At 48.0% G+C, this 21,133-nt stretch carries 17 protein-coding genes; 11 read left to right on the top strand and 6 right to left on the bottom strand.

The genetic code is table 11. The features are described from left to right. The first annotated feature begins 85 nt into the window (after positions 1-85). The 4 genes from sucA (at position 86) to sucD (ending at position 6,276) form a co-directional block, all read left to right on the top strand. Complete coding sequence (sucA, locus tag GCE9029_RS08815; protein WP_062662714.1) at positions 86-2,896, top strand: 2-oxoglutarate dehydrogenase E1 component; 2,811 nt, start codon at positions 86-88, stop codon at positions 2,894-2,896. Positions 2,897-2,924: 28 nt separating this feature from the next. Continuing rightward, positions 2,925-4,142: a 2-oxoglutarate dehydrogenase complex dihydrolipoyllysine-residue succinyltransferase gene (odhB, locus tag GCE9029_RS08810; RefSeq protein WP_062662712.1), complete on the top strand. Its 1,218-nt coding sequence runs from the start codon at positions 2,925-2,927 to the stop codon at positions 4,140-4,142. Positions 4,143-4,237: 95 nt separating this feature from the next. Further along, complete coding sequence (gene sucC, locus GCE9029_RS08805; RefSeq protein ID WP_062662709.1) at positions 4,238-5,404, top strand: ADP-forming succinate--CoA ligase subunit beta; 1,167 nt, start codon at positions 4,238-4,240, stop codon at positions 5,402-5,404. Continuing rightward, on the top strand, positions 5,404-6,276 hold the full coding sequence (sucD, locus tag GCE9029_RS08800; RefSeq protein ID WP_002539560.1) for a succinate--CoA ligase subunit alpha: 873 nt from the start codon (positions 5,404-5,406) through the stop codon (positions 6,274-6,276). Before sucC ends, sucD begins: the two co-directional genes overlap by 1 nt. A gap of 50 nt (positions 6,277-6,326) precedes the next feature. On the opposite strand, the gene znuB is transcribed toward sucD, so the two are convergent. Continuing rightward, a complete protein-coding gene (znuB, locus tag GCE9029_RS08795) occupies positions 6,327-7,112 on the bottom strand; it encodes a zinc ABC transporter permease subunit ZnuB (RefSeq protein ID WP_062662686.1) in 786 nt (261 codons plus the stop codon). After that, positions 7,105-7,872 carry a zinc ABC transporter ATP-binding protein ZnuC gene (znuC, locus tag GCE9029_RS08790; protein ID WP_062662684.1) on the bottom strand — a complete coding sequence of 256 codons (768 nt, stop codon included), beginning with the start codon at positions 7,870-7,872 and terminating at the stop codon, positions 7,105-7,107. The genes znuB and znuC overlap by 8 nt, the downstream gene beginning before the upstream one ends. Before the next feature lie 81 nt (positions 7,873-7,953). On the opposite strand from znuC, the gene znuA reads away from it, so the two are divergent. From znuA to GCE9029_RS08765, 5 genes are all read left to right on the top strand, one after another. Beyond that, complete coding sequence (gene znuA, locus GCE9029_RS08785; RefSeq protein ID WP_062662682.1) at positions 7,954-8,859, top strand: zinc ABC transporter substrate-binding protein ZnuA; 906 nt, start codon at positions 7,954-7,956, stop codon at positions 8,857-8,859. Positions 8,860-8,960: 101 nt separating this feature from the next. Next, a complete protein-coding gene (locus tag GCE9029_RS08780) occupies positions 8,961-11,696 on the top strand; it encodes a helix-turn-helix domain-containing protein (RefSeq protein ID WP_062662680.1) in 2,736 nt (911 codons plus the stop codon). 602 nt (positions 11,697-12,298) lie between these two features. After that, on the top strand, positions 12,299-12,532 hold the full coding sequence (locus GCE9029_RS08775; protein ID WP_062663184.1) for a FeoA family protein: 234 nt from the start codon (positions 12,299-12,301) through the stop codon (positions 12,530-12,532). Then, positions 12,522-14,801 carry a Fe(2+) transporter permease subunit FeoB gene (gene feoB / locus GCE9029_RS08770; RefSeq protein ID WP_062662678.1) on the top strand — a complete coding sequence of 760 codons (2,280 nt, stop codon included), beginning with the start codon at positions 12,522-12,524 and terminating at the stop codon, positions 14,799-14,801. Before GCE9029_RS08775 ends, feoB begins: the two co-directional genes overlap by 11 nt. After that, positions 14,798-15,022: a FeoC-like transcriptional regulator gene (locus GCE9029_RS08765; RefSeq protein ID WP_062662676.1), complete on the top strand. Its 225-nt coding sequence runs from the start codon at positions 14,798-14,800 to the stop codon at positions 15,020-15,022. The genes feoB and GCE9029_RS08765 overlap by 4 nt, the downstream gene beginning before the upstream one ends. A 37-nt stretch (positions 15,023-15,059) precedes the next feature. Here GCE9029_RS08765 and GCE9029_RS08760 read toward each other — a convergent pair whose 3' ends face one another. After that, positions 15,060-15,491, bottom strand: a complete 432-nt coding sequence (locus GCE9029_RS08760) for an HIT domain-containing protein (RefSeq protein WP_062662674.1) — start codon at positions 15,489-15,491, stop codon at positions 15,060-15,062. A 290-nt stretch (positions 15,492-15,781) separates the two neighbouring features. On the opposite strand from GCE9029_RS08760, the gene GCE9029_RS08755 reads away from it, so the two are divergent. Continuing rightward, positions 15,782-16,381 (top strand): DUF924 family protein, encoded by a 600-nt coding sequence (locus tag GCE9029_RS08755; protein ID WP_062662672.1) that lies wholly within the window; start codon positions 15,782-15,784, stop codon positions 16,379-16,381. Positions 16,382-16,390: 9 nt separating this feature from the next. Here the strand turns inward: GCE9029_RS08755 and GCE9029_RS08750 are convergent, their stop codons facing one another. Both GCE9029_RS08750 and argS read right to left on the bottom strand, forming a co-directional pair. Next, a complete protein-coding gene (locus tag GCE9029_RS08750) occupies positions 16,391-17,413 on the bottom strand; it encodes a GGDEF domain-containing protein (RefSeq protein WP_062662670.1) in 1,023 nt (340 codons plus the stop codon). A 132-nt stretch (positions 17,414-17,545) separates the two neighbouring features. Beyond that, a complete protein-coding gene (argS, locus tag GCE9029_RS08745; protein WP_062662668.1) occupies positions 17,546-19,276 on the bottom strand; it encodes an arginine--tRNA ligase in 1,731 nt (576 codons plus the stop codon). Between the two features lie 295 nt (positions 19,277-19,571). Here argS and GCE9029_RS08740 point away from each other — a divergent pair, with 295 nt between their 5' ends. Further along, positions 19,572-20,150 (top strand): VOC family protein, encoded by a 579-nt coding sequence (locus GCE9029_RS08740; protein ID WP_062663183.1) that lies wholly within the window; start codon positions 19,572-19,574, stop codon positions 20,148-20,150. Positions 20,151-20,179: 29 nt separating this feature from the next. On the opposite strand, the gene purU is transcribed toward GCE9029_RS08740, so the two are convergent. Further along, positions 20,180-21,016: a formyltetrahydrofolate deformylase gene (purU, locus tag GCE9029_RS08735; RefSeq protein WP_046305742.1), complete on the bottom strand. Its 837-nt coding sequence runs from the start codon at positions 21,014-21,016 to the stop codon at positions 20,180-20,182. Between the last annotated feature and the right edge of the window lie 117 nt (positions 21,017-21,133).

The raw sequence follows: 21,133 nt of genomic DNA, 5'->3' as shown, positions 1-21,133 counted from the left end.
AAGCTCCCTTTCGGGGGAGTTTAAAAGGAACGCCGGTTAACCCCCGGTCGTAGCAACATAAAAACTAAGTGGTTAAGGGATAACAATGCAAAATGGCGTGATGAAGGCTTGGTTTGAGTCTTCTCATTTGGCTGGCGCCAATGCAACTTACGTAGAAGACCTCTACGAACTGTACCTCAGTGACCCCGAGTCTGTAGATAGCGAATGGCGAGCAGTTTTTGACGAGCTGCCTGTCGTGAATGGCAACGCAACCGAGCAACCCCACTCAAGAGTTCGTGAATATTTCCGCAGACTTGCTACCGAGACAGCGCATTTCAGTGCATCAGTCAGTGATCCGGACGTCGACGCGAAACAGGTTAAAGTTCTTCAACTTATCAACGCCTACCGTTTCCGTGGACACCAACAAGCAAATCTGGACCCTCTCGGTCTTTGGCAGCGCGACCGCGTGCCTGACTTAGACCCATCTTTTCATAGTCTGAACGAAGACGATTTCCAAGAGTCGTTTAACGTAGGTTCTTTTGCCATTGGGCAAGAGAGCATGAAACTTGCCGACCTCTATAAAGCACTGACCAAGACCTATTGTGGTTCTATTGGTGCCGAATATATGCACATCACCAACACAGAAGAGAAGCGCTGGATTCAGCAACGCCTTGAATCTGTGGTTGGTCAGCCAGAATTTTCCAGTGACGAGAAAGTGACCTTGCTGGAAGAACTGACTGCAGCGGAAGGTCTCGAGCGTTATCTTGGTGCTAAGTTCCCCGGCGCAAAGCGTTTCTCGTTGGAAGGCGGTGATGCGCTGATCCCAATGGTGAAAGAAGTCATTCGCCACTCGGGCACACAAGGTGTGCGTGAAGTGGTTGTTGGCATGGCGCACCGTGGTCGTTTGAACATGCTGGTTAACGTTCTGGGTAAAAAACCTTCAGAACTGTTTGACGAGTTTGCGGGTAAACATGGCGAATCATGGGGTACGGGTGATGTGAAGTATCACCAAGGTTTCTCTAGCGATTTCGCAACACCGGGTGGCGATGTTCATTTGGTGCTGGCATTTAACCCGTCACACCTTGAAATCGTAAATCCTGTAGTTATGGGGTCTGTACGTGCCCGCCAAGACCGTCTTGGTGACAAGAACGGTTCAATGGTACTGCCGATCACTATCCACGGTGATTCTGCTATTGCAGGTCAGGGTGTGGTGCAAGAGACGTTTAATATGTCTCAGGCGCGCGGTTATAAAGTCGGTGGAACCATTCGTATCGTGGTTAACAATCAGGTGGGCTTTACCACTTCAAACCCGAACGATACCCGCTCCACACAGTACTGTACTGACATCGCGAAGATGGTTCAGGCGCCAATTTTCCACGTAAATGCAGATGACCCGGAAGCGGTGGCATTTGTGGCGCGTCTGGCGATTGATTACCGAAACGAATTCAAGCGTGATGTTGTGATTGATCTTGTGTGTTACCGTCGACACGGTCACAACGAAGCGGACGAGCCGAATGCGACTCAGCCGTTGATGTATCAGAAGATCAAAAAACATCCGACACCACGCAAACTGTATGCTGATGTGCTGGCTGACAAAGGCGTAGCAGACGTAGAAAAAGCGACCGAGCTTGTTAACGGCTACCGTGACGCTCTGGACCACGGCGAAATCGTGGTGAAAGAGTATCGCCCAATGGCGCTTCACTCCGTTGACTGGTCCCCGTACTTAGGTCATGACTGGACAGTTGAATGGCCAAACACATTTGATAAGCAGCGCTTGGTTGAGCTTGCTAAACGTATTTGTACTTATCCAGAGAGCCACAAGCTTCACAGCCGTGTTAACAAGCTCTACAACGATCGCCTTGCGATGACTAACGGTGAGAAAGCGCTGGATTGGGGCATGGCTGAAACACTGGCTTATGCAACGATTGTCGATGAGAGTCGTCGCATCCGTATCACAGGCCAAGACTCTGGTCGTGGTACCTTCTTCCACCGCCATGCTGTGCTGCACAACCAGAACGATGCAAGTACCTATATCCCGCTGACAAATATCCATGACAAACAAGGCCCATTCCAGGTCTTTGACTCTGTGTTGTCAGAAGAAGCGGTATTGGCGTTTGAATACGGTTATGCGACTGCAGAACCGGGTGGTCTGACTGTTTGGGAAGCTCAGTTCGGTGATTTTGCAAACGGCGCACAGGTTGTTATTGACCAGTTCATTAGCTCCGGTGAGCAGAAGTGGGGTCGTATGTGTGGCTTGACCATGCTGCTGCCACACGGCTATGAAGGTCAGGGCCCAGAGCACTCGTCCGCACGCCTTGAGCGTTACTTGCAACTTTGCGCTGAGCAAAACATGCAAGTTATCGTTCCTTCAACGCCAGCACAGGTTTACCACATGCTGCGTCGCCAGGTGTTCCGCCCAATGCGTCGCCCTCTGATTGTGATGTCGCCTAAATCACTGCTCCGTCATCCATTGTGTACATCAACACTGGATGAGTTGGCAGATGGCAACTTCCAACCAGCAATCGGCGAGATTGACGAGCTGGATCCAAAAGCGGTCAAACGTGTCGTGATGTGTTCAGGTAAGGTCTACTTTGACTTGCTGGAAGCGCGTCGCAAAGAAGAAATTAAAGATGTCGCCATCATTCGTATTGAGCAGATCTACCCGTTCCCGAAAGAGGACGTACAGGCTGCGATCAGCGAATATGTCAACGCCAAAGATTTTGTCTGGTGCCAGGAAGAGCCTCAAAACCAAGGCGCTTGGTACAGCAGCCAGCACAATTTCCGCTTGGCCATCCCGGCTGATGCCACCCTGAGCTATGCAGGCCGTGCGGCTTCTGCATCGCCGGCGGTAGGTTACATGTCGGTACACTTAAAACAACAAAAGGCGTTGATTGAAGACGCTCTTACCCTGAATTAAGAACTAGAAAGCTAAGGAATTAAACGAAATGACAATCGAAATTCTGGTTCCCGACCTACCTGAATCTGTTGCTGATGCAACAGTGGCGACATGGCACAAGAAGCCAGGCGATGCGGTAAGCCGCGACGAAGTACTGGTTGATATTGAAACAGATAAAGTGGTTCTGGAAGTTCCAGCTCCAGACGATGGCGTGCTAGAAGCTATCATCGAAGAAGAAGGTGCGACTGTTCTGTCTAAGCAACTGCTTGCCAAGCTGAAGCCTGGTGCTGTTGCCGGTGAACCTACGCAAGATGCGCCAGCGTCTTCTGAAGCATCGCCAGACAAACGCCACACCGCGTCGCTATCAGAAGAATCAAACGATGCGCTGAGCCCAGCTGTTCGTCGTCTTCTTGCTGAAAATGATCTGACGCCTGAGCAGATTAAAGGCACTGGTGTTGGCGGTCGAATCACTCGCGAAGATGTAGATGCGTTCCTGAAAAGTGGCGGTGCGAAAGCGGCTTCCGCTGCACCGGCAGCAGCGAAAGATGAAGCGCCTGCACTTGGCCACCGTAGCGAGAAACGTGTTCCTATGACGCGTCTTCGTAAGCGTGTTGCTGAGCGTCTGCTGGAAGCGAAAAACAGCACAGCGATGCTGACCACGTTTAACGAAGTGAACATGAAGCCAATCATGGACATTCGTAAGCAATACAAAGACGTTTTCGAAGAGCGCCACGGTATTCGTCTGGGCTTCATGTCTTTCTACGTGAAAGCTGTTGTTGAAGCGCTGAAGCGCTACCCAGAAGTGAATGCATCAATCGATGGTGATGACATTGTTTATCACAACTTCTTTGACGTAAGCATGGCTGTTTCGACTCCTCGTGGTTTGGTAACACCAGTATTGCGTGACTGTGACCGCCTGGGCCTAGCCGAGATCGAGAAAGGGATCAAAGAGCTGGCTATCAAAGGTCGTGACGGTAAGCTAACGGTTGATGAACTGACCGGCGGTAACTTCACCATCACCAACGGTGGTGTATTTGGTTCTCTGATGTCGACGCCGATTATCAACCCACCACAAGCTGCTATCCTTGGTATGCACAAGATCCAAGAGCGTCCAATGGCAGTAGATGGCAAGGTTGAGATTCTGCCAATGATGTACCTTGCTCTTTCTTACGATCACCGTTTGATCGATGGACGTGAGTCTGTTGGTTTCTTGGTGACTGTAAAAGAGCTTTTAGAAGACCCAACGCGTCTGCTGCTTGACGTATAAGCAGCCCGGTTTTTACCGGATAGCAGGGGGCTGGAGCCCCCTGTGTGGAAAGCAAATTAAACCTATAAAACGGAAATAGACACGGATAGAACATCATGAATCTGCACGAATATCAGTCAAAACAGCTGTTTGCTGAATATGGGCTGCCAGTATCCGAAGGGTATGCCTGTGACACTCCTCAAGAAGCTGCTGAAGCCGCTGACAAACTAGGCGGAAACAAGTGGGTTGTTAAATGTCAGGTACACGCTGGTGGTCGCGGCAAAGCGGGCGGTGTGAAACTGGTTAGCAACAAAGAAGAAATCAAAGAATTCGCTCAGAATTGGTTGGGCAAAAATCTGGTGACTTACCAGACAGATGCAAATGGCCAGCCAGTTAGCAAAATCCTGGTTGAAGAGTGTACTGACATTGCTCAAGAACTCTACCTGGGTGCAGTAGTAGACCGTGGTTCACGTCGCGTTGTTTTCATGGCATCTACCGAAGGTGGTGTGGAAATCGAAAAAGTCGCTGAAGAGACACCAGAGCTTATCCACAAAGCGGCGATAGACCCATTGGTAGGCCCTCAGCCATACCAAGGCCGTCAACTGGCATTTAAGCTAGGTCTACAAGGCGAGCAAATCAAGCAATTCACCAAAATCTTCATGGGCATTGCAAAACTGTTCATCGAACGCGATGTTGCGCTGGTGGAAGTGAACCCGCTGGTTATCACTGATCAAGGCAATCTCCACTGCCTGGACGCAAAACTGGCTGTTGATAGCAATGCCGTATACCGTCAGCCAAAAATCCGTGAAATGCACGATCCATCACAGGACGATCCACGTGAAGCACACGCAGCACAGTGGGAACTGAACTATGTTGCTCTGGATGGCAGCATTGGTTGTATGGTTAACGGTGCGGGCCTGGCAATGGGTACCATGGACATCGTAAACCTGCATGGCGGCAGCCCTGCAAACTTCTTGGATGTTGGTGGCGGCGCAACCAAAGAGCGCGTTACTGAAGCATTCAAAATCATCCTCTCTGACGACAACGTAAAAGCTGTTCTGGTGAACATCTTCGGCGGTATCGTGCGCTGTGACCTGATCGCAGACGGCATCATCGGTGCGGTAGAAGAAGTTGGCGTTAAAGTACCGGTTGTTGTTCGCCTTGAAGGTAACAACGCTGAGCTTGGCGCGAAGAAACTGGCTGAGTCAGGCCTGAACATTATTGCTGCGACCTCACTGACTGAAGCAGCAGAGAAAGTTGTTGCTGCAGCGGAGGGCAAATAATGTCTGTTTTGATTAACAAAGATACCAAAGTAATCTGTCAGGGTTTCACCGGTGGTCAGGGTACTTTCCACTCAGAGCAAGCGATCGAGTATGGAACGCAAATGGTTGGTGGTGTATCACCAGGCAAAGGCGGCACCACTCATCTGGGTCTTCCAGTATTCAATACTGTGGCAGAAGCCGTAGAAGCGACTGGCGCGACAGCGACTGTTATCTACGTACCAGCTCCGTTCTGTAAAGATGCGATTCTGGAAGCGATTGATGCAGGTATCGAACTTATTGTGACCATCACCGAAGGTATCCCTACGTTGGATATGCTGGAAGTGAAGGTGAAGCTGGATGAAGCTGGCGTTCGCATGATTGGTCCAAACTGTCCAGGTGTTATCACTCCGGGCGAATGTAAGATTGGCATCATGCCTGGCCACATTCACAAGCCAGGTAAAGTGGGTATTGTATCTCGTTCAGGTACGCTGACTTATGAAGCAGTTAAGCAGACGACTGACGAAGGTTTCGGCCAATCTACTTGTGTAGGTATCGGTGGTGACCCAATCCCGGGCTCTAACTTCATCGACGTTCTGAAAATGTTCGAAGAAGATCCACAGACTGAAGCGATCGTGATGATCGGTGAAATCGGTGGTACCGCTGAAGAAGAAGCCGCTGCATTCATCAAAGAGAATGTGACTAAGCCTGTTGTTTCTTACATCGCTGGTGTGACTGCTCCTCCAGGTAAGCGTATGGGTCACGCTGGTGCGATCATCTCAGGTGGTAAAGGTACTGCAGAAGACAAATTTGCAGCACTGGAAGCAGCTGGCGTAACCACAGTGAAAAGTCTTGCCGATATCGGTAAAGCACTGCGTTCACGCACTGGCTGGTAATAGACCAGAAGTTAAAAAAACCGCTCTTCGGAGCGGTTTTTTTTTAAATGCTATTCAGCTTGTTTGTAAAACTGGCTGAGAAAGAAAAGAAAACCTGCAGCGACAACCACTGAAGGCCCTGCTGGGGTATCCTCGAACCATGACAAGGCAATACCGCCAAACACTGAAATCACACCAATGACACTGGCAAGAATGACCATTTGTTCAGGACTTTTTGAGAAACGCCGTGCCGTCGCGGCAGGAATAATCATCAGTGAAGTAATGATCAATGCGCCGACAAACTTCATTGCAACGGCAATTACAAGGCCGACCAATAGCATGAGCACCAGTTTGAGCCTATCGACATTGTATCCGTCGACCCTTGCCATCTCTTCGTTAACTGTAATTGCAAGAAATGGCGTCCATAGTTTATACAGAAGCGCCAATACCAGCGCGCAGCCAGCTGCAATCCAACTAATGTCTGCCGTTGTGACAGATAGAAGGTCGCCAAACAAATACGCCATTAGGTCTACACGTAAGTCGTCAACAAAACTGATTGTCACAAGGCCGAGTGACAAAGACGTATGAGCGATGATACCAAGCAGTGTATCTGTCGAAACGCTGCTTTTACGTTGTAGCCCAACCAACAAAATACCAATGACAATACAGCTGAAGATGAGTGCGATGTTCAGGTTTATCTGAAGCATAAACCCGAGTGCTAACCCCAGCAGTGAGCCGTGAGCAAGTGTGTCGCCGAAGTAAGCCATCTTGCGCCACACAACAAACGAGCCGAGAGGACCAACAGTGGCAGCAATGAGGACACCTGCAAAAAACGGTATCGCAAGAAACTCAAGCATTATGATGGTCTCCGTGTTGGCAGGGACCAATAGGGCTTCCTGACAGATCGTGTTCGTGGTTGTGGTGATGCTGGTAGAGTGCCAGTTGTTCGCATTCTCGACGACCGAACAATGCAATGTATTCTGGGTGAGATGAAATCGCTTCGGGTTCGCCAGAACAACACACATGGTGTTGAAGACAAATAACCTCATCTGTTTTTGCCATGACGATGTGAAGGTCGTGGGAAACCATGAGTACAGCACACTGCAACTTATCTTTCAGCTCACCTATCAGGCTGTAAAGTTCTAACTGACCTGACACATCTACGCCTTGTACTGGCTCGTCTAAAACCAACAAGTCGGGCTTCTTTAGAACCGCGCTTGCCAATAGAACGCGTTGGCACTCACCGCCGGACAATGTATGCATATTGGCGTGAAGTAATTTTGTTGCCCCAACAAGCGTCAGTGCTTCACCAATGCTTTTACGGTTGGCACCAGGAGATAACTTCAAAAAGCGCTCTACGTTAAGAGGGAGGCTTTCATTTAGTTTGAGCTTCTGTGGTACGTAGCCAACTTTCAATCCTTTGCTCTTTTCTACTTTCCCTATGCTGGGTGCCGTCAAGCCAATAACTGTCTTAACTAGTGTGGATTTTCCAGCACCATTTGGGCCGATAAGCGTTGTGATTTTATTTCTGTAGAGGGACAGAGAGACACGATCTAAAACGCTTTTTCCATCAAAGATGACGGAAACTTGGTCGAGTTTAACGAGAGCTGAGGACATATCTTGAACAAGTGGTTTAAAAATGAAATGTTATAATATAACATTTCTCGCTGTTTTTAAATTCGCATGATGGATGACACGATGATCAGTAGTACAAAGAAGTTTTTCATAGCCTTAATGTTATTCCTTCCAGCAGTTGCGAGTGCCCAACCAAACTTGGTGACGACTATCAAACCCCTCGGTCTGATAGCCAATGACATAGCGGGTAACCATGCAAACGTGGAAGTGTTACTGCCGGATAGTGCATCTCCGCATGACTACGCGCTGAGACCATCGGACCTGAAAAAGATTTCTGCGGCAGATGCTGTATTCTGGGTAGGACCGGAGCTAGAGTTGTTTCTGGAGAAGTTACTGGGCGATGCGGACAACGCCGTCCGTTTAACAACTTACCCAGGCATGCCAGTCCGCTACTTCGATGAGGGAGCGCATGGACATGATGATCACGACCATCATGGTCACTCGCATGACGGCATTGACGGACATATTTGGTTGGGACCAGACCAAAGCATTGTGATTGCTCAGGCAGTGAAAGACAAATTGGTCAAGCTCGATCCTTCTCATGCGAAAGATTACGAGAGCAACTATGCCCGATTCAAGGCGGACTTGGAGAGTGCAAAATCTTCCCTTGAAACACGCCTTTCAGCCATTGATAACAAGGGGTACTTTCTATTTCACGACGCGTATGGATATTTTGAAGATGCGTTTAAGCTCAACTCGCTGGGGCATCTCACCATCAATCCGGAACGTAAACCGGGTGCCAAGACCTTGGTGGCGATTCGTGGAGCTATTAAAAAGGGACAGGCACAGTGCGTATTCAGTGAACCCCAGTTCAATCCAGCCATGGTGTCAACTCTGGTGAAAGGAACAGATGCAAAGGTGTTAGTTCTTGACCCAATGGCAACTGACCTTAAGGTAGAAACGAATCAATACGTTGATTTTCTCAATCAATTGGGAAGTCAATATTTGGCTTGTTTCAGCGAAATTTAAGTTAGGGTAATGTGAGCTTGTTCGCATAACCCTGCATTGCGAGCAAGACCGAATCCGAAAAACTGCGAAAATGCAGTGACAGTAAAAAATCATACAAAACAATGATGTCACTGCTTCGCTATTTGCTTGCTCAATGTAGACCTTTCTTTTTGGTGATCTCTACCTTTGCCAGTTTGTCGGCATCGGTGCAGGCGTCACCTATTTTCTATGCCTTTCCATTTCCTTCAGCCAGCGACACGGCAAAAATAAAAGAGATCGAATACGCGGACAATAGAGGTATTTGGCTTCTTGATACTAATGGACGTGTCAGTTACTACGATGGTGTTCATTACCACAAGCTTGATGCCTTCACGCCAATCGGTAAGAGGATCTCGCATATCGAGTTGTTTAATGGTGATCTGTGGTTAGTCTCAAAAGGGCAGTTGCTCCAATACGATATAGACAATAACCAATTGAACCCTCTGTCGGTTGAAGGGAGGGTAAAGGAAATTGTCGGAACGAGTGAACATCTGTGGGTTCTAACCGCCACCAATACTTATTCGATAGCTGCAAACACCACCCAACCCGAAATGCTCTTGGCTGAGCCTTTTTCCGATATCTTTGAAAATGGAGAGCGCGTTATCGCGCAGCGTGATAATCAAGGAGTCGAACTGCCTTCTGGAAAAGTGCTATTTGACGTTGACGCAAAGCTAAATGCCCTTGAGAAAGTGGGGGAGCAGTTCTGGGCAGGTACAGCGCAAGGCATTGTTGTCTTTGAGGAGGGAAAAGAGCTGCAGCGTTATCTATCAGGTATTCGAATTGACCATTTGGCTGCAACGGCAGAGGGCGTTTGGGCCGGTTCTCCTTCAGGTTTGTATCTTAAGAAAATAGAAGATTCTGAGTTCAAGCTTCTCACTGGTCAAAGTGACGATGCGTTCAGCTTTTCAGGGCAAGCTATCAAAGATCTTGAAGTAGGAATGATGGAAGAGCTCTGGGTGGCAACAGATGCAGGGCTGAATTACCGAAACATGGTTGCAAGTCAAATCAACCGATTTCCTATGTATGTGTTGTCGCCCGAGCCAGGTGAAGAACAACTGTCCGCATTGGTTCAGTATGGAAACGATTTCCTGATGAGCACGCGGTATAAGCTGATTACGCTCAATGAACGCTTAGAGCCGATTAAGTCGACGCAGTTAGACTCCGCGATCGACAGTATGGCGATGTTTGATGGTGTCTTGTGGGTAGCATCGGCGTCAGGGCTTAAAGCTTATGACCCTCAAACGTTTTCTCTACTGAATGGGAAGGTACCGAGGGCAATTGAGGATAAACCAGTAGACCGCATTGTTAGTGACAGCCACTCCCTTTGGCTTGCTCAAGGTTCTAATGTTATGCGGTTTTGGCCAAAAGGCCGTACTTTGGTGGATTTTGGCAGCGACTGGTCAGGCGTATTCAATAATCGGCTAACATCTGTTATCGATCTTGAGGAGAGCGGAACTTGGCTAGGAACCACCAATGGCTTGTATTTCTACTTTGATGGCAGGTTTATTCCTAAACTGACCCGAGAACAAATCGGTGCCATAAAGTCACTCAAAGTGGGCCCTAAAGGGGAGATCTGGATGCTTACCCAGAGGGGCGTTTATACCTATGACACAGTTAAACAAACGCTACCTAAAGAGCGCTTTGTGAATACATCAGAAGATGTCGCAAAGTGTTTGGTTGTTAACGGTGCATCTTCTCTATACGTCACTACCAAAGGAATCTACAGACAGCAGTTTTCGAACGAGGTACTGCAATTCGTTCAAGGTTCGCCCAACTCCGTGCCTTCTCTGCGTCACTATTGTCAAAAGAATGAAGAGAAGATGCTGATAGCTGGTGATTTTGGCGTTTTCTCAATTCCCGAACCGACATTATCTTTTCTATTCAGTGCTCCACCAGCACCTGTTTCTCCGAGTGCTATCTATATAAACGGTACTCCGTGGCGCCTTGGACCCTCTTCTGATGCGCCTTTAAACATTACCACCAAAGGAACGGTAGCGATTGAGGTGGGACAAATGCCGTTTGGCACCCAAGACAAACTCGAGTACCGGTTGGAAGGTAATGGCGATGATAGCTGGTACACAACCAACGATCAGAAACTGGTGTTCAGTGCATTGAATACTGGCGAATATACCCTTGTAGTTAACCTGTCGAAAGGAAATGGAGCTGGAGAAAAAGTGCGCCTGCTCAGTTTTGTTGTAGAACAGCCATGGTATCAACGACTGGGCTACTTCTTTCTGGTCGTGACAGTCGCGATTATCTTTGTGGCGTTTTATTACCGAAAAAAGAACACTGCTATCAAGTCTCAAAACAAGCAGCTAAGAGAAACTGTTCACAGGAAAGTCATTGAAATTGACAAGCGCGAGGAGTCAGCCAAGCGCTTTTGTAGCGGTTCAAGAAGCGTTTTACCTGAGCTTGAGCCGGAGCCTGTTACACCAAGCCCGCTGACGGTGGCAGAGTCTGCAAGCAATAGTATTGATAAAGAAGCTGAAGAGTGGCGAGAACGTGTCCTGTTGGAAATTGGGAGTCATTTCCACGATCCTGAATATTCCACAGCGTTGTTAGCAAAAGCGCTATTCATCTCTGAACGAAGCTTGCAGCGTCGATTCAAACTAGAGCTGGGGAGTACCTTCAAAGAGGTATTGATTGCCACACGGTTGGAAAACGCTAAGCGGATGTTATGTCAGGGAGATAAGATTACGGATGTTGCTGTGGCATGCGGATTTAATGAGCCGTCCTACTTTACCAAGTCATTCAAATTAAAATATGGAGTAACGCCCTCACAGTTCCGGGATACGTGTAGCAACGAATATCACGTGTAAACCAGGTGGTTGAATTTCATGGCGAGACCGACGGGAAGCCCTTGAGAGGCAGATACAAAATGTCGTTGGGTTGATATATCAAAGAGGGAGAGAAAAAAAAGAGCGTGGTATAGCCTGCTGACTATACCACGGGCGTCAAAGACACCTTCGCTTGCTGCCGGAGGTGTGTGGGAGACCACACACCATCTGGAATTAGGTTTTAAATAACTTGGGGTTATTAAAACGATTTCACTGCTACAGCCGATAGTAATTTCCCGCCATTATTTCATTTCGATTAAAAAGCCCTCATTTCTTTGCACCGCCTCTAACTTTTTACTGGGTAAAAACCAGAGAATTTTAGCCTTTTAACGTTTTTGACGAAAAGCTAACGGAGATTTTTTCTTTTTGAACCCCAGTAGTAACGTGCGTCAAACCGGCGGTTTTATATGGAATTTTACGAAGTTAACGGAAATATTGACGAAATTGACGTGGGCTTTGACATGTAGGCTATCGAAACTCTGTTTAAATCCCCTAACTTTGTTGATCAAAAACAACTTTCTTTCTGAAACAATTTGCAATACTTTTGACTGCAAATGTATATGATTCTCATTTTGGTTGTATTTATGAAGCTTACAGAACTCAAACCTGGCATGGCAGGGCGGGTTATCTCTCTCTCCTCTGTACCAACAATTCCAAGAAAAAAACTGATGGCAATGGGCTTGCTGCCGGATACAGATGTAAGCGTTATTCGTTATGCTCCAATGGGCGACCCTATCCAAATCAGAGTCAGAGGGTGTGATATTGCGCTCCGACTTTCCTTGGCGCAAAACATTGAGGTGACTTCTCATGAGGGGTAAGCAATTACTTACTGTTGGTAACCCTAACTCGGGGAAAACGACCCTATTCAACCGACTGACTGGCTCCCGACAGGAGATTGGTAACTGGGCGGGTGTCACCGTTGATAAAAAGAAAGGCAAATTATCTCTAAAAGAGCAAGATGCTGTCCTCACTGACTTGCCGGGCATCTACACACTGGATAATGCCGATGGTGAAAACAGTCTCGATGAATCAATCGCGATTTCCGCTCTGTTTAATCTCCCTTGCGATTTGATTGTAAACGTTCTCGACGCCAGCAGTCTGGAGCGTAGCTTGTACCTCACGCTTCAACTTCGTGAGCTGGGGCGACCTATGGTGGTTGTTCTCAACAAAATGGACGTGGTTAAAGCGCAAGGTTTTGATGTTGACACGTCTATATTGTCAAGTTTTCTCCAGTGTCCGGTTTATTCGGTCACAGCGACTGACATGGATTCAGTAAATTCGCTGAAAGCCTCTTTATCAAATGCGTTGTCAGAGGCTCAACCCGACGTATCTTTGATGCTGGATTACGGGCAGGCATTAGAGGCGGGTATTGAAACCCTTTCGACGGCAATGCATGAAGAGGGTCAGACGTACGCCCGCGCGAGTGCGATCCGACTGCTATGCGGCGACAGTGCATTAAAACGTCAAGTTTCGGACGCAACGCTGCAATGCCTATCCGGTGTGACCGACAAGCTCGATTCCACAGATATAGATCTTACTATTGCTGATGTCCGCTATTCGCGCGTCGCAGAAGTTTGCCGAGAATCTAAAACTCAGGTAATCCCATTTAAAGCGCGAGTGACCGATGCTATCGATAACGTGGTATTGAGCCGCTACTTTGGGTTGCCGATCTTCTTTGGCGTGATGTATCTGATGTTCATGTTTTCCATTAACATTGGTGGCGCTTTTATCGACTTTTTCGATATTGGTACAGGGGCTTTGTTGGTCGATGGCGGTCACTACCTGCTGGACAATCATCTACCTGTCTGGTTGGTGACGATTATTGCCGATGGTGTTGGCGGTGGTATTCAAACTGTCGCAACGTTTATCCCCGTGATTGCCTGCCTTTACCTCTTTATGTCGTTGCTTGAAGCTTCCGGATATATGGCGCGCGCAGCATTTGTGCTGGATAAGGCGATGCAGAAGATTGGTTTGCCTGGGAAAGCCTTCGTTCCCTTGGTTCTAGGCTTTGGATGTAACGTACCTGCCATCATGGCAACCCGTACACTCGATCAAGAACGTGAACGTCGCCTTGCAGCAGCAATGGCACCATTTATGTCTTGTGGTGCGAGGTTGCCAGTTTATGCACTCTTTGCTGCCGCATTCTTTCCAGACAATGGGCAAAACATTGTTTTCCTTCTTTATCTGCTAGGTATTGCAGTAGCTATTTTTACGGGCGTAGTTTTACGTCGGACGCTTTATCCTGGCGACAGTGAGGCATTGTTGATGGAAATGCCTCGTTATGAATGGCCACGAGTGAAAGATATCTACGTAAAAACCTGGCAGAAACTGAAGCGTTTCGTGCTTGGCGCAGGTAAGACTATTGTTGTGGTCGTGACGATATTGAGTTTTGTTAACTCAATTGGTACTGATGGTTCGTTTGGTAACGAAGACTCAGACAATTCTGTGCTGGCAAAAGCCGCTCAATTTGTCACGCCCGTGTTTATGCCGATTGGTATTCAGGAAGACAACTGGCAGGCGACAGTGGGTATCATTACGGGGATTTTTGCTAAAGAAGCAGTGGTCGGTACGTTAAATAACCTTTATGCCTCGCCAAGCAGTGAAGAAGCCAGTGAGTATGATTTGTTGGGTAGCCTGAGCCAAGCAGTACAGACTATTCCTGAAAACCTCATGGGTCTTAATTATTCCGATCCATTGGGTATTCAAGTCGGAGATCTGGCTGATAACGAAGCGGTGGCTGAGGAACAGGAAGTCGATCTGAGCATCTTTGCTAACTTAAGCGCGAACTTTACCGTTGCAAGTGCGTTTGCTTATCTGGTCTTTGTTTTACTCTATACACCTTGTGTCGCAGCGATGGGTGCTTATGTGCGTGAATTCGGTCGACCATTTGCCATGTTCATTGCTGGGTGGACTATGCTGCTGGGTGTAGTCGTGGCGACTATCATTTATCAATCGATGATGTTGATGGTAACACCATTAGTGAGTGGGCTTTGGATTTCGGGCGGCATCGCGCTAATGGTAGCGACTGTTTCACTACTCAAGCGTAACGGTTCTTTCAGTAATGCGCTCAGGGTTGTTGCAGTATGATTTTGTTTTCCTTAAGGAATTACATTCAGTCTCACCCAAAATGTTCATTGAAAGAGTTAGCAAAAGCGTTCGCTCTTTCCGAGGATGGGGTTGAGGCCATGCTGAGTGAATGGGTCAAACGGGGAAAACTCAAGATAACCGTTTCAGCTCGGGCGTCAGGCACAATCAGGCAATACACCTGGCTTGAAGACTCTGAGCTTGGCGTGACTGTGTATCAATAGAAAACAAAAAAGCGCGGGTTGAATCCGCGCTTTTCTTTTATCCTGCTGGGGTAAACCCAGCTGCGTCTCCCAGCAGGCTACGCCACTTCTCTGTCATTTCATTTTGAGCCAACTCATGGCGCTGCACGCCATTGGTGTTTCCCCAAACTGGACCAGGCCAAGCGATATCTGTTTGAAAACGGGCAATGTGGTGAACATGTAGTTGAGGAACCATATTCCCCAGTGCGCCAATGTTGAGTTTGTCAGCGTTGGAGTGCGCTTCCAGTTTTTCTGCAACCAGCGAAGATTCTTGTATGAACTGTTGTTGGTCACTTTTCGTCAGGTGATGAATCTCACGAATCCCTTCGACTTTAGGAACCAAAATCAGCCAAGGGCCGATGTCTTCTTTACTTAATAGAACACGGCAGAGCGGAAAATCGCCCAGCCAGGTCGTGTCTGCGTCCAATCGTGGGTGGAGTTCGAATGGCATTTCATCTTCTCTTGATGTCAGGAAATCAGGTCAAAACTACTGGGATTCCGCACTAATGTAAATAATCGATGGATTGCAAATTCTCATGACTGAAACGATAGCCCAAGCCTTTAGGCGGTATGACCAAGATTAAACTCTTGCCTGTTTGAGAGCGCACGTTTTGCGCAAATGTCATAGTAAAATCACAAAACCAGTCCCTAACGTGTCATTGAGCCACGCTATACCAAATATGCAGTTAGGCTTTAAGAGTACTTAAGGTCAAAAGAACTCGGCGTCACATGGAGGCGCGAATGGACTATACAGAAGTGCTGGAGTTTTGGTTTGGCGACCCAGACGCCCCCAAAACAGACGATGCGCTCAAATCTATGTGGTTTGAGAACAATGACAGCCTGGACAGGCAGATCCGGGAGCAATTTCTTCCTCATGTGAGTATGGCGGGGGAAGGAAAGCTCAGCCAGTGGCTTTGTTCACCACAAGGGACTCTGGCCACTGTCATATTACTCGATCAGTTCAGTCGTCGAATCTACCGCGGATTGAGTGCGGCTTTTCGTTACGATGAGTTCGCTTTGGCCGTATGTAAGCGAGGGTTGGCAGAAGCGCAGGATTTAGATTTACCGACTATTCAGCGTGCGTTCTTTTATATGCCTTTGCAGCACTCTGAGCATATGGAAGATCAGGAAGAAGCGTTATTCAGATTCAGTCAGTTGTGCAGCTCGGCAGGGCAGGAGGAAGCTGGGTTGTTCGAAAATATATTCCGTCATGCCCGCACCAACTTCGATATCATCAAGCGATTTGGGCGCTTTCCTACCCGCAATGCATCTTTAGGCCGACTTTCCACTGAAGCAGAGCTGCAATGGCTCGCAGGCGGAGGGGCAAAACTCACCCAATAGCAGGTTCGCTTAGCGAACCTGCGGCATAACGCAGTTACGGCCTTTATGTTTAGCGTTGTACAAGGCTTCATCGGCCCTGGCTACCAGTGCTAGTCCGCATTCATCACCTTCTCTCTCTGCTATACCGAATGATGCGGTGATCGAGTTAATTTTCTGGCCCGAACGCTTGTCTGTTACAGAGAGTCGTTCAAGAGTTGAGCGCATCTTTTCAGCAACAACAAAGGTCGATTTCAAAGGAAGGCTTGGCAGAATGGCCACAAACTCTTCACCGCCATATCTGAATACAGCTCCGGATTCATCGACGACCTGCTGAAGTTTGGCGGCCACAATCTGAAGCACCTTATCACCCATCTGATGACCAAACTCATCATTGAATGATTTGAAGTGATCGATATCGACCATCATGACGCTAAACACGTTCTTTTGATGAACGTTGTCCTCTAACTGCTTTTCAAATTCTCGACGGTTAAGGCAACCAGTCAGCGCATCGTGTGAAGCTTGCTTCTGATATTCCTGTAACTGCTTTTTCAAAGCATCAATTTCTGTTTTCTGGGACGACACCTGAATTTGGTATTGCGAAGTGGCGCTAAGCAGATGCTGGGAGCCCTTTAAAAGTTCCTGCAAAACCTGCTTACTCTCTCCATTCGCTGCTATATGGCTTTTAACGTTTTTCAACCTGTTAACGGACGTGCTTAGAATATCTCTGAACTCTTCTGTATCAGAAACCGTTGAGCCCATTGAGTCACCCAGATCGGCTGCCAGAGTTTGGAGTTTTTGGCGGAAATTATTCACCTCGCGCTTTGCATCATCAAGCAGATAGGTCTCAATGATGTTGTCGCAATGAAGTGGTGAACAGCTTCCAAATCGAGTGACTGTCTCATCAACAGCTTGATTAAGCTGAGGGTTAGTGCCTGCGCAGTACGTATACCAAAGTGAGAAATAATGAGGGGTTGTCGGTACTTTGTACTTTACCATCATAGGTACAGCACGTTTAAAAATACGAGTGGCTTCAAAAAAGGCGTAGTCGCTCATTCTGTATTCCTAGTTGACACACATGTCGGTTAGTGAAACAGAATTATGTACGATATTTTTACACTGGGTGTAAAAAAGCCCGCGAAAGATTCGCGGGCTTTTAAAAGTGTGATCTTGCTTCTGAATCAGTGTTTACATGCGCTCTAGCGTCTTAATACCAAGTAGATCCAGCCCCTGTTTAATGGTCTTAGCTGTCAGTGCTGCCAGTTTCAAACGGCTTTGTTTGGTTTCGCCTTCTGCATTTAGAATTGGACATGCTTCGTAGAAACTTGAGAAGGTGCCAGCCAGCTCAAACAGGTAGCTACACATGATGTGTGGCTGACCTTCGCGGGCAACGCCATCAACGGCTTCTTCAAATTGCAGAAGTTTAGAAACCAGTGCTTTCTCTTTCTCTTCAGACACAATGATTTGGCCCTGGATGCTGCTTGCGTCAATGCCGGCTTTGTTGAAGATAGAGGCCACACGGGTGTAAGCGTATTGCATGTAAGGCGCAGTGTTGCCTTCAAACGCCAGCATGTTATCCCAGTCAAACACATAGTCAGTAGTGCGGTGCTTAGACAGGTCAGCGTATTTTACCGCTGCCATAGCTACAGTGTTGGCAATGTTGTCTTTTTCTTCCGCTGACAGTTCAGGGTTCTTCTCTTCAATCAGCTTCTTCGCACGTACTTCTGCTTCATCCAGCAGGTCAGCCAGACGAACGGTACCACCTGCTCGGGTCTTGAATGGCTTGCCATCTTTACCCAGCATCATGCCGAATGCATGGTGCTCAAGGCTCATGCTTTCAGGTACATAACCGGCTTTACGTACGATAGTCCATGCCTGCATCAGGTGCTGGTGCTGACGTGAGTCGATGAAGTACAGCACGCGATCTGCGTTGAAGGTTTCGTAGCGGTATTTCGCACACGCAATATCCGTGGTGGTGTACAGGAAGCCGCCGTCACGCTTCTGGATGATCACACCCATAGGCTCGCCATCTTTGTTCTTGTATTCGTCCAGGAACACAACCATTGCGCCGTCATCTTCGACTGCCAGACCTTGTGCTTTAAGGTCTTCAACAATGCCAGCCAGCATGCCGTTGTACTTGCTTTCACCCATCACGTCTTTATCGGTCAGGGATACGTTCAAACGGTCATAGTTACGCTGGTTTTGTTCCAGGGTGATTTTTACCAGTTGCTGCCATTTTTCTTTGCAGTATTCGTCACCGCTTTGCAGGCGAACCACGTAGTTACGCGCAGTCTTTGCGAACTCTTCGTCTTCGTCGTAAAGCTTCTTCGACTCGCGGTAGAAGCCTTCGATGTCGCTCAGATCCATTGAAATGTCGCCACCTTGTGCTTCATGGCGCTCAAGGTTTGCGATCAGCATGCCGAACTGGGTACCCCAGTCGCCAAGGTGGTTAGCGCGGATAACGTTGTGACCCATAAACTCCAGGGTACGTACAACCGCATCACCAATGATGGTTGAGCGCAGGTGACCAACGTGCATTTCTTTCGCTACGTTTGGTGCTGAGTAGTCAACCACAATGTTTTGTTTTTCAGCTTCTGCCACACCCAGACGGTCACTCGCCAGCGCTTCGTCTGCTTTGGCTGCGAGCCATTCAGTGCTCAAGAAAATATTGATAAATCCTGGGCCAGCGATTTCGGTTTTTTCCGCCATGCCATCCAGATCCAGAACATCCAGCACTTTCTGCGCGAATTCGCGTGGGTTACAACCCAGCTTTTTGGCAACACCCATGATGCCGTTTGCCTGGTAGTCACCAAACTGTGGTTTCGCTGATTGACGGACAGCCGCTGGGCTGCCTTCAGGTGCACCTGCAGCAACCATGGCTGCAGCGACTTTGTCGTTAAGAAGGGCTTGAATATTCACTTGCTTACCTTAATTCTGACACCCGGCAAAATGCAGCCGGGTTAAAGCAAAAAATCCGTCAACAATACCCACTGCAATTTGAGGCAAACAGGGCATGGTTGACGGCTTTAGCACTGAAACTTGGGCATCAAAGTGTGATGCGCGTATGTAGGCGTAATAATACCCACAAACAGGCGCAGTTTAAAAGCTGAATCCTGCGAAATAGGTGGATTTCATAGCAAGTAAAAGCGTGTGCGTTCCAGTGATATCAACGCTGTGGTAAATTCCTGTCATCTTTGAAGGTAACGAGATGACCATGCCAGCATTAACCGTCGAATCCCTCTACGCCACACTCCCCGATTTTTCTGCTCGCTTGGATGCGCTGTTAGAACTGTTGGAGTTGGACCTTAGCGCCTATCCGGCCGACCACATCGCTTTGCGCATCAATGACAGAAAAGCGGCTGAGAAACTTCATCAATCCTGGCTTTCTTCGGGTGAAGAACTCTCCGTAAATAACATCAATGGTCGTCCGATTGTGGTGATCAAAGCGAAAGAATCGCTGTCTTTTGGTCAATGGCAAACGCAATGTGTCGAGTTGCCTTATCCGGGCGATAAGCTTTATCCGGAAGAAGGGTGGGAACACGCTGAATGGGTGGTACCGTCAAAGGCGACAACACCGGAAGCACTGCTTGAGGATGTGTTTGGCTTGTTCCCAGCGCTTGCAGCAAAGTGGGATCAACTGGTATCACTGGGTGTGAAGGTGAAGCTGAGTTCTCCCGCAGGCGAGGGCGAGCGTATTGCCAACCCGACTGTGGCATTCAAGTTCAAGGACGTCTGCGTTAAGCTCCACCCTGTGACTCTGGAGCAAGTGATAGAAAGTGAAAAAGGAGCCTGAGGCTCCTTTTTCTTTGGTCTATTTCCTGCTTACAGAATGACGGTCTTATTGCCATAAACGAAGACTTTGTCTTCGAGCACTTGGCTCAGTGCATTACTCAGCACGGTTTTTTCTACGTCACGACCTGCTTTAACCATGTCTTCTGCACTGAAGGTGTGGTCAACATGTTTCACGTTCTGGTCGATGATTGGACCTTCATCTAAATCGTTGGTCACGAAATGCGCCGTTGCTCCAATGATTTTCACGCCACGTTCCCACGCCTGATGATAAGGGCGCGCGCCGATGAATGCTGGCAGGAAGCTGTGGTGAATGTTGATGATTTTGCGCGGGAAACGTGCAACGAAGTTTGGTGTCAGAACACGCATAAATTTCGCCAGAACAATATGATCCGGTTCATACCCTTCGATGATGTCGATGATTTGGTTTTCATGCGCTTCACGTTCCAAGCCTTCATGGCTCACAAAGTGGAACGGGATATCGAATTTTTCCGTTAATGCGGCCAATTTGTCGTGATTACCAATCACGGCAGCAATATCCACATCCAGTGAGCCGTCATAGGCTTTCATGAGAATGTCACCCAGACAGTGCGACTCTTTGGTCACCATGATCACCACACGTTTACGGCGACTGGTGTCAACAAGATTGCGGTGACTGCCTGCAGGGAGTGCCTGATCGATATCCATCAGGAAGGTTTCATCATTGAAAATTCCTTCCAGCTCAGTACGCATAAAGAACTGACCTGTGCTGTGGTCAACGTACTCATTGTTATGGATGATGTTGAGTTGGTGCTTGTAACAGATGTTGGTGATCTTGGCGATGAGGCCTTGAGCGTCAGGGCAGTCCGTCAGCAGGATTTTTCTTTCCATAGAAACGTATTACTCGTGATGAATTTTAATTTGCTATTCATCACGTTTTACTCTGAATTGGCCTCAAGGTCAAAGACTTGACGGTGAGGTTCTGCATGTCTGGCGATAAGGGGGGAT

This window comes from Grimontia celer (genome assembly GCF_900055185.1).
Taxonomy (GTDB): Bacteria; Pseudomonadota; Gammaproteobacteria; order Enterobacterales; family Vibrionaceae; genus Enterovibrio; species Enterovibrio celer.
This window is presented reverse-complemented; position numbering and strand designations above follow the sequence as displayed.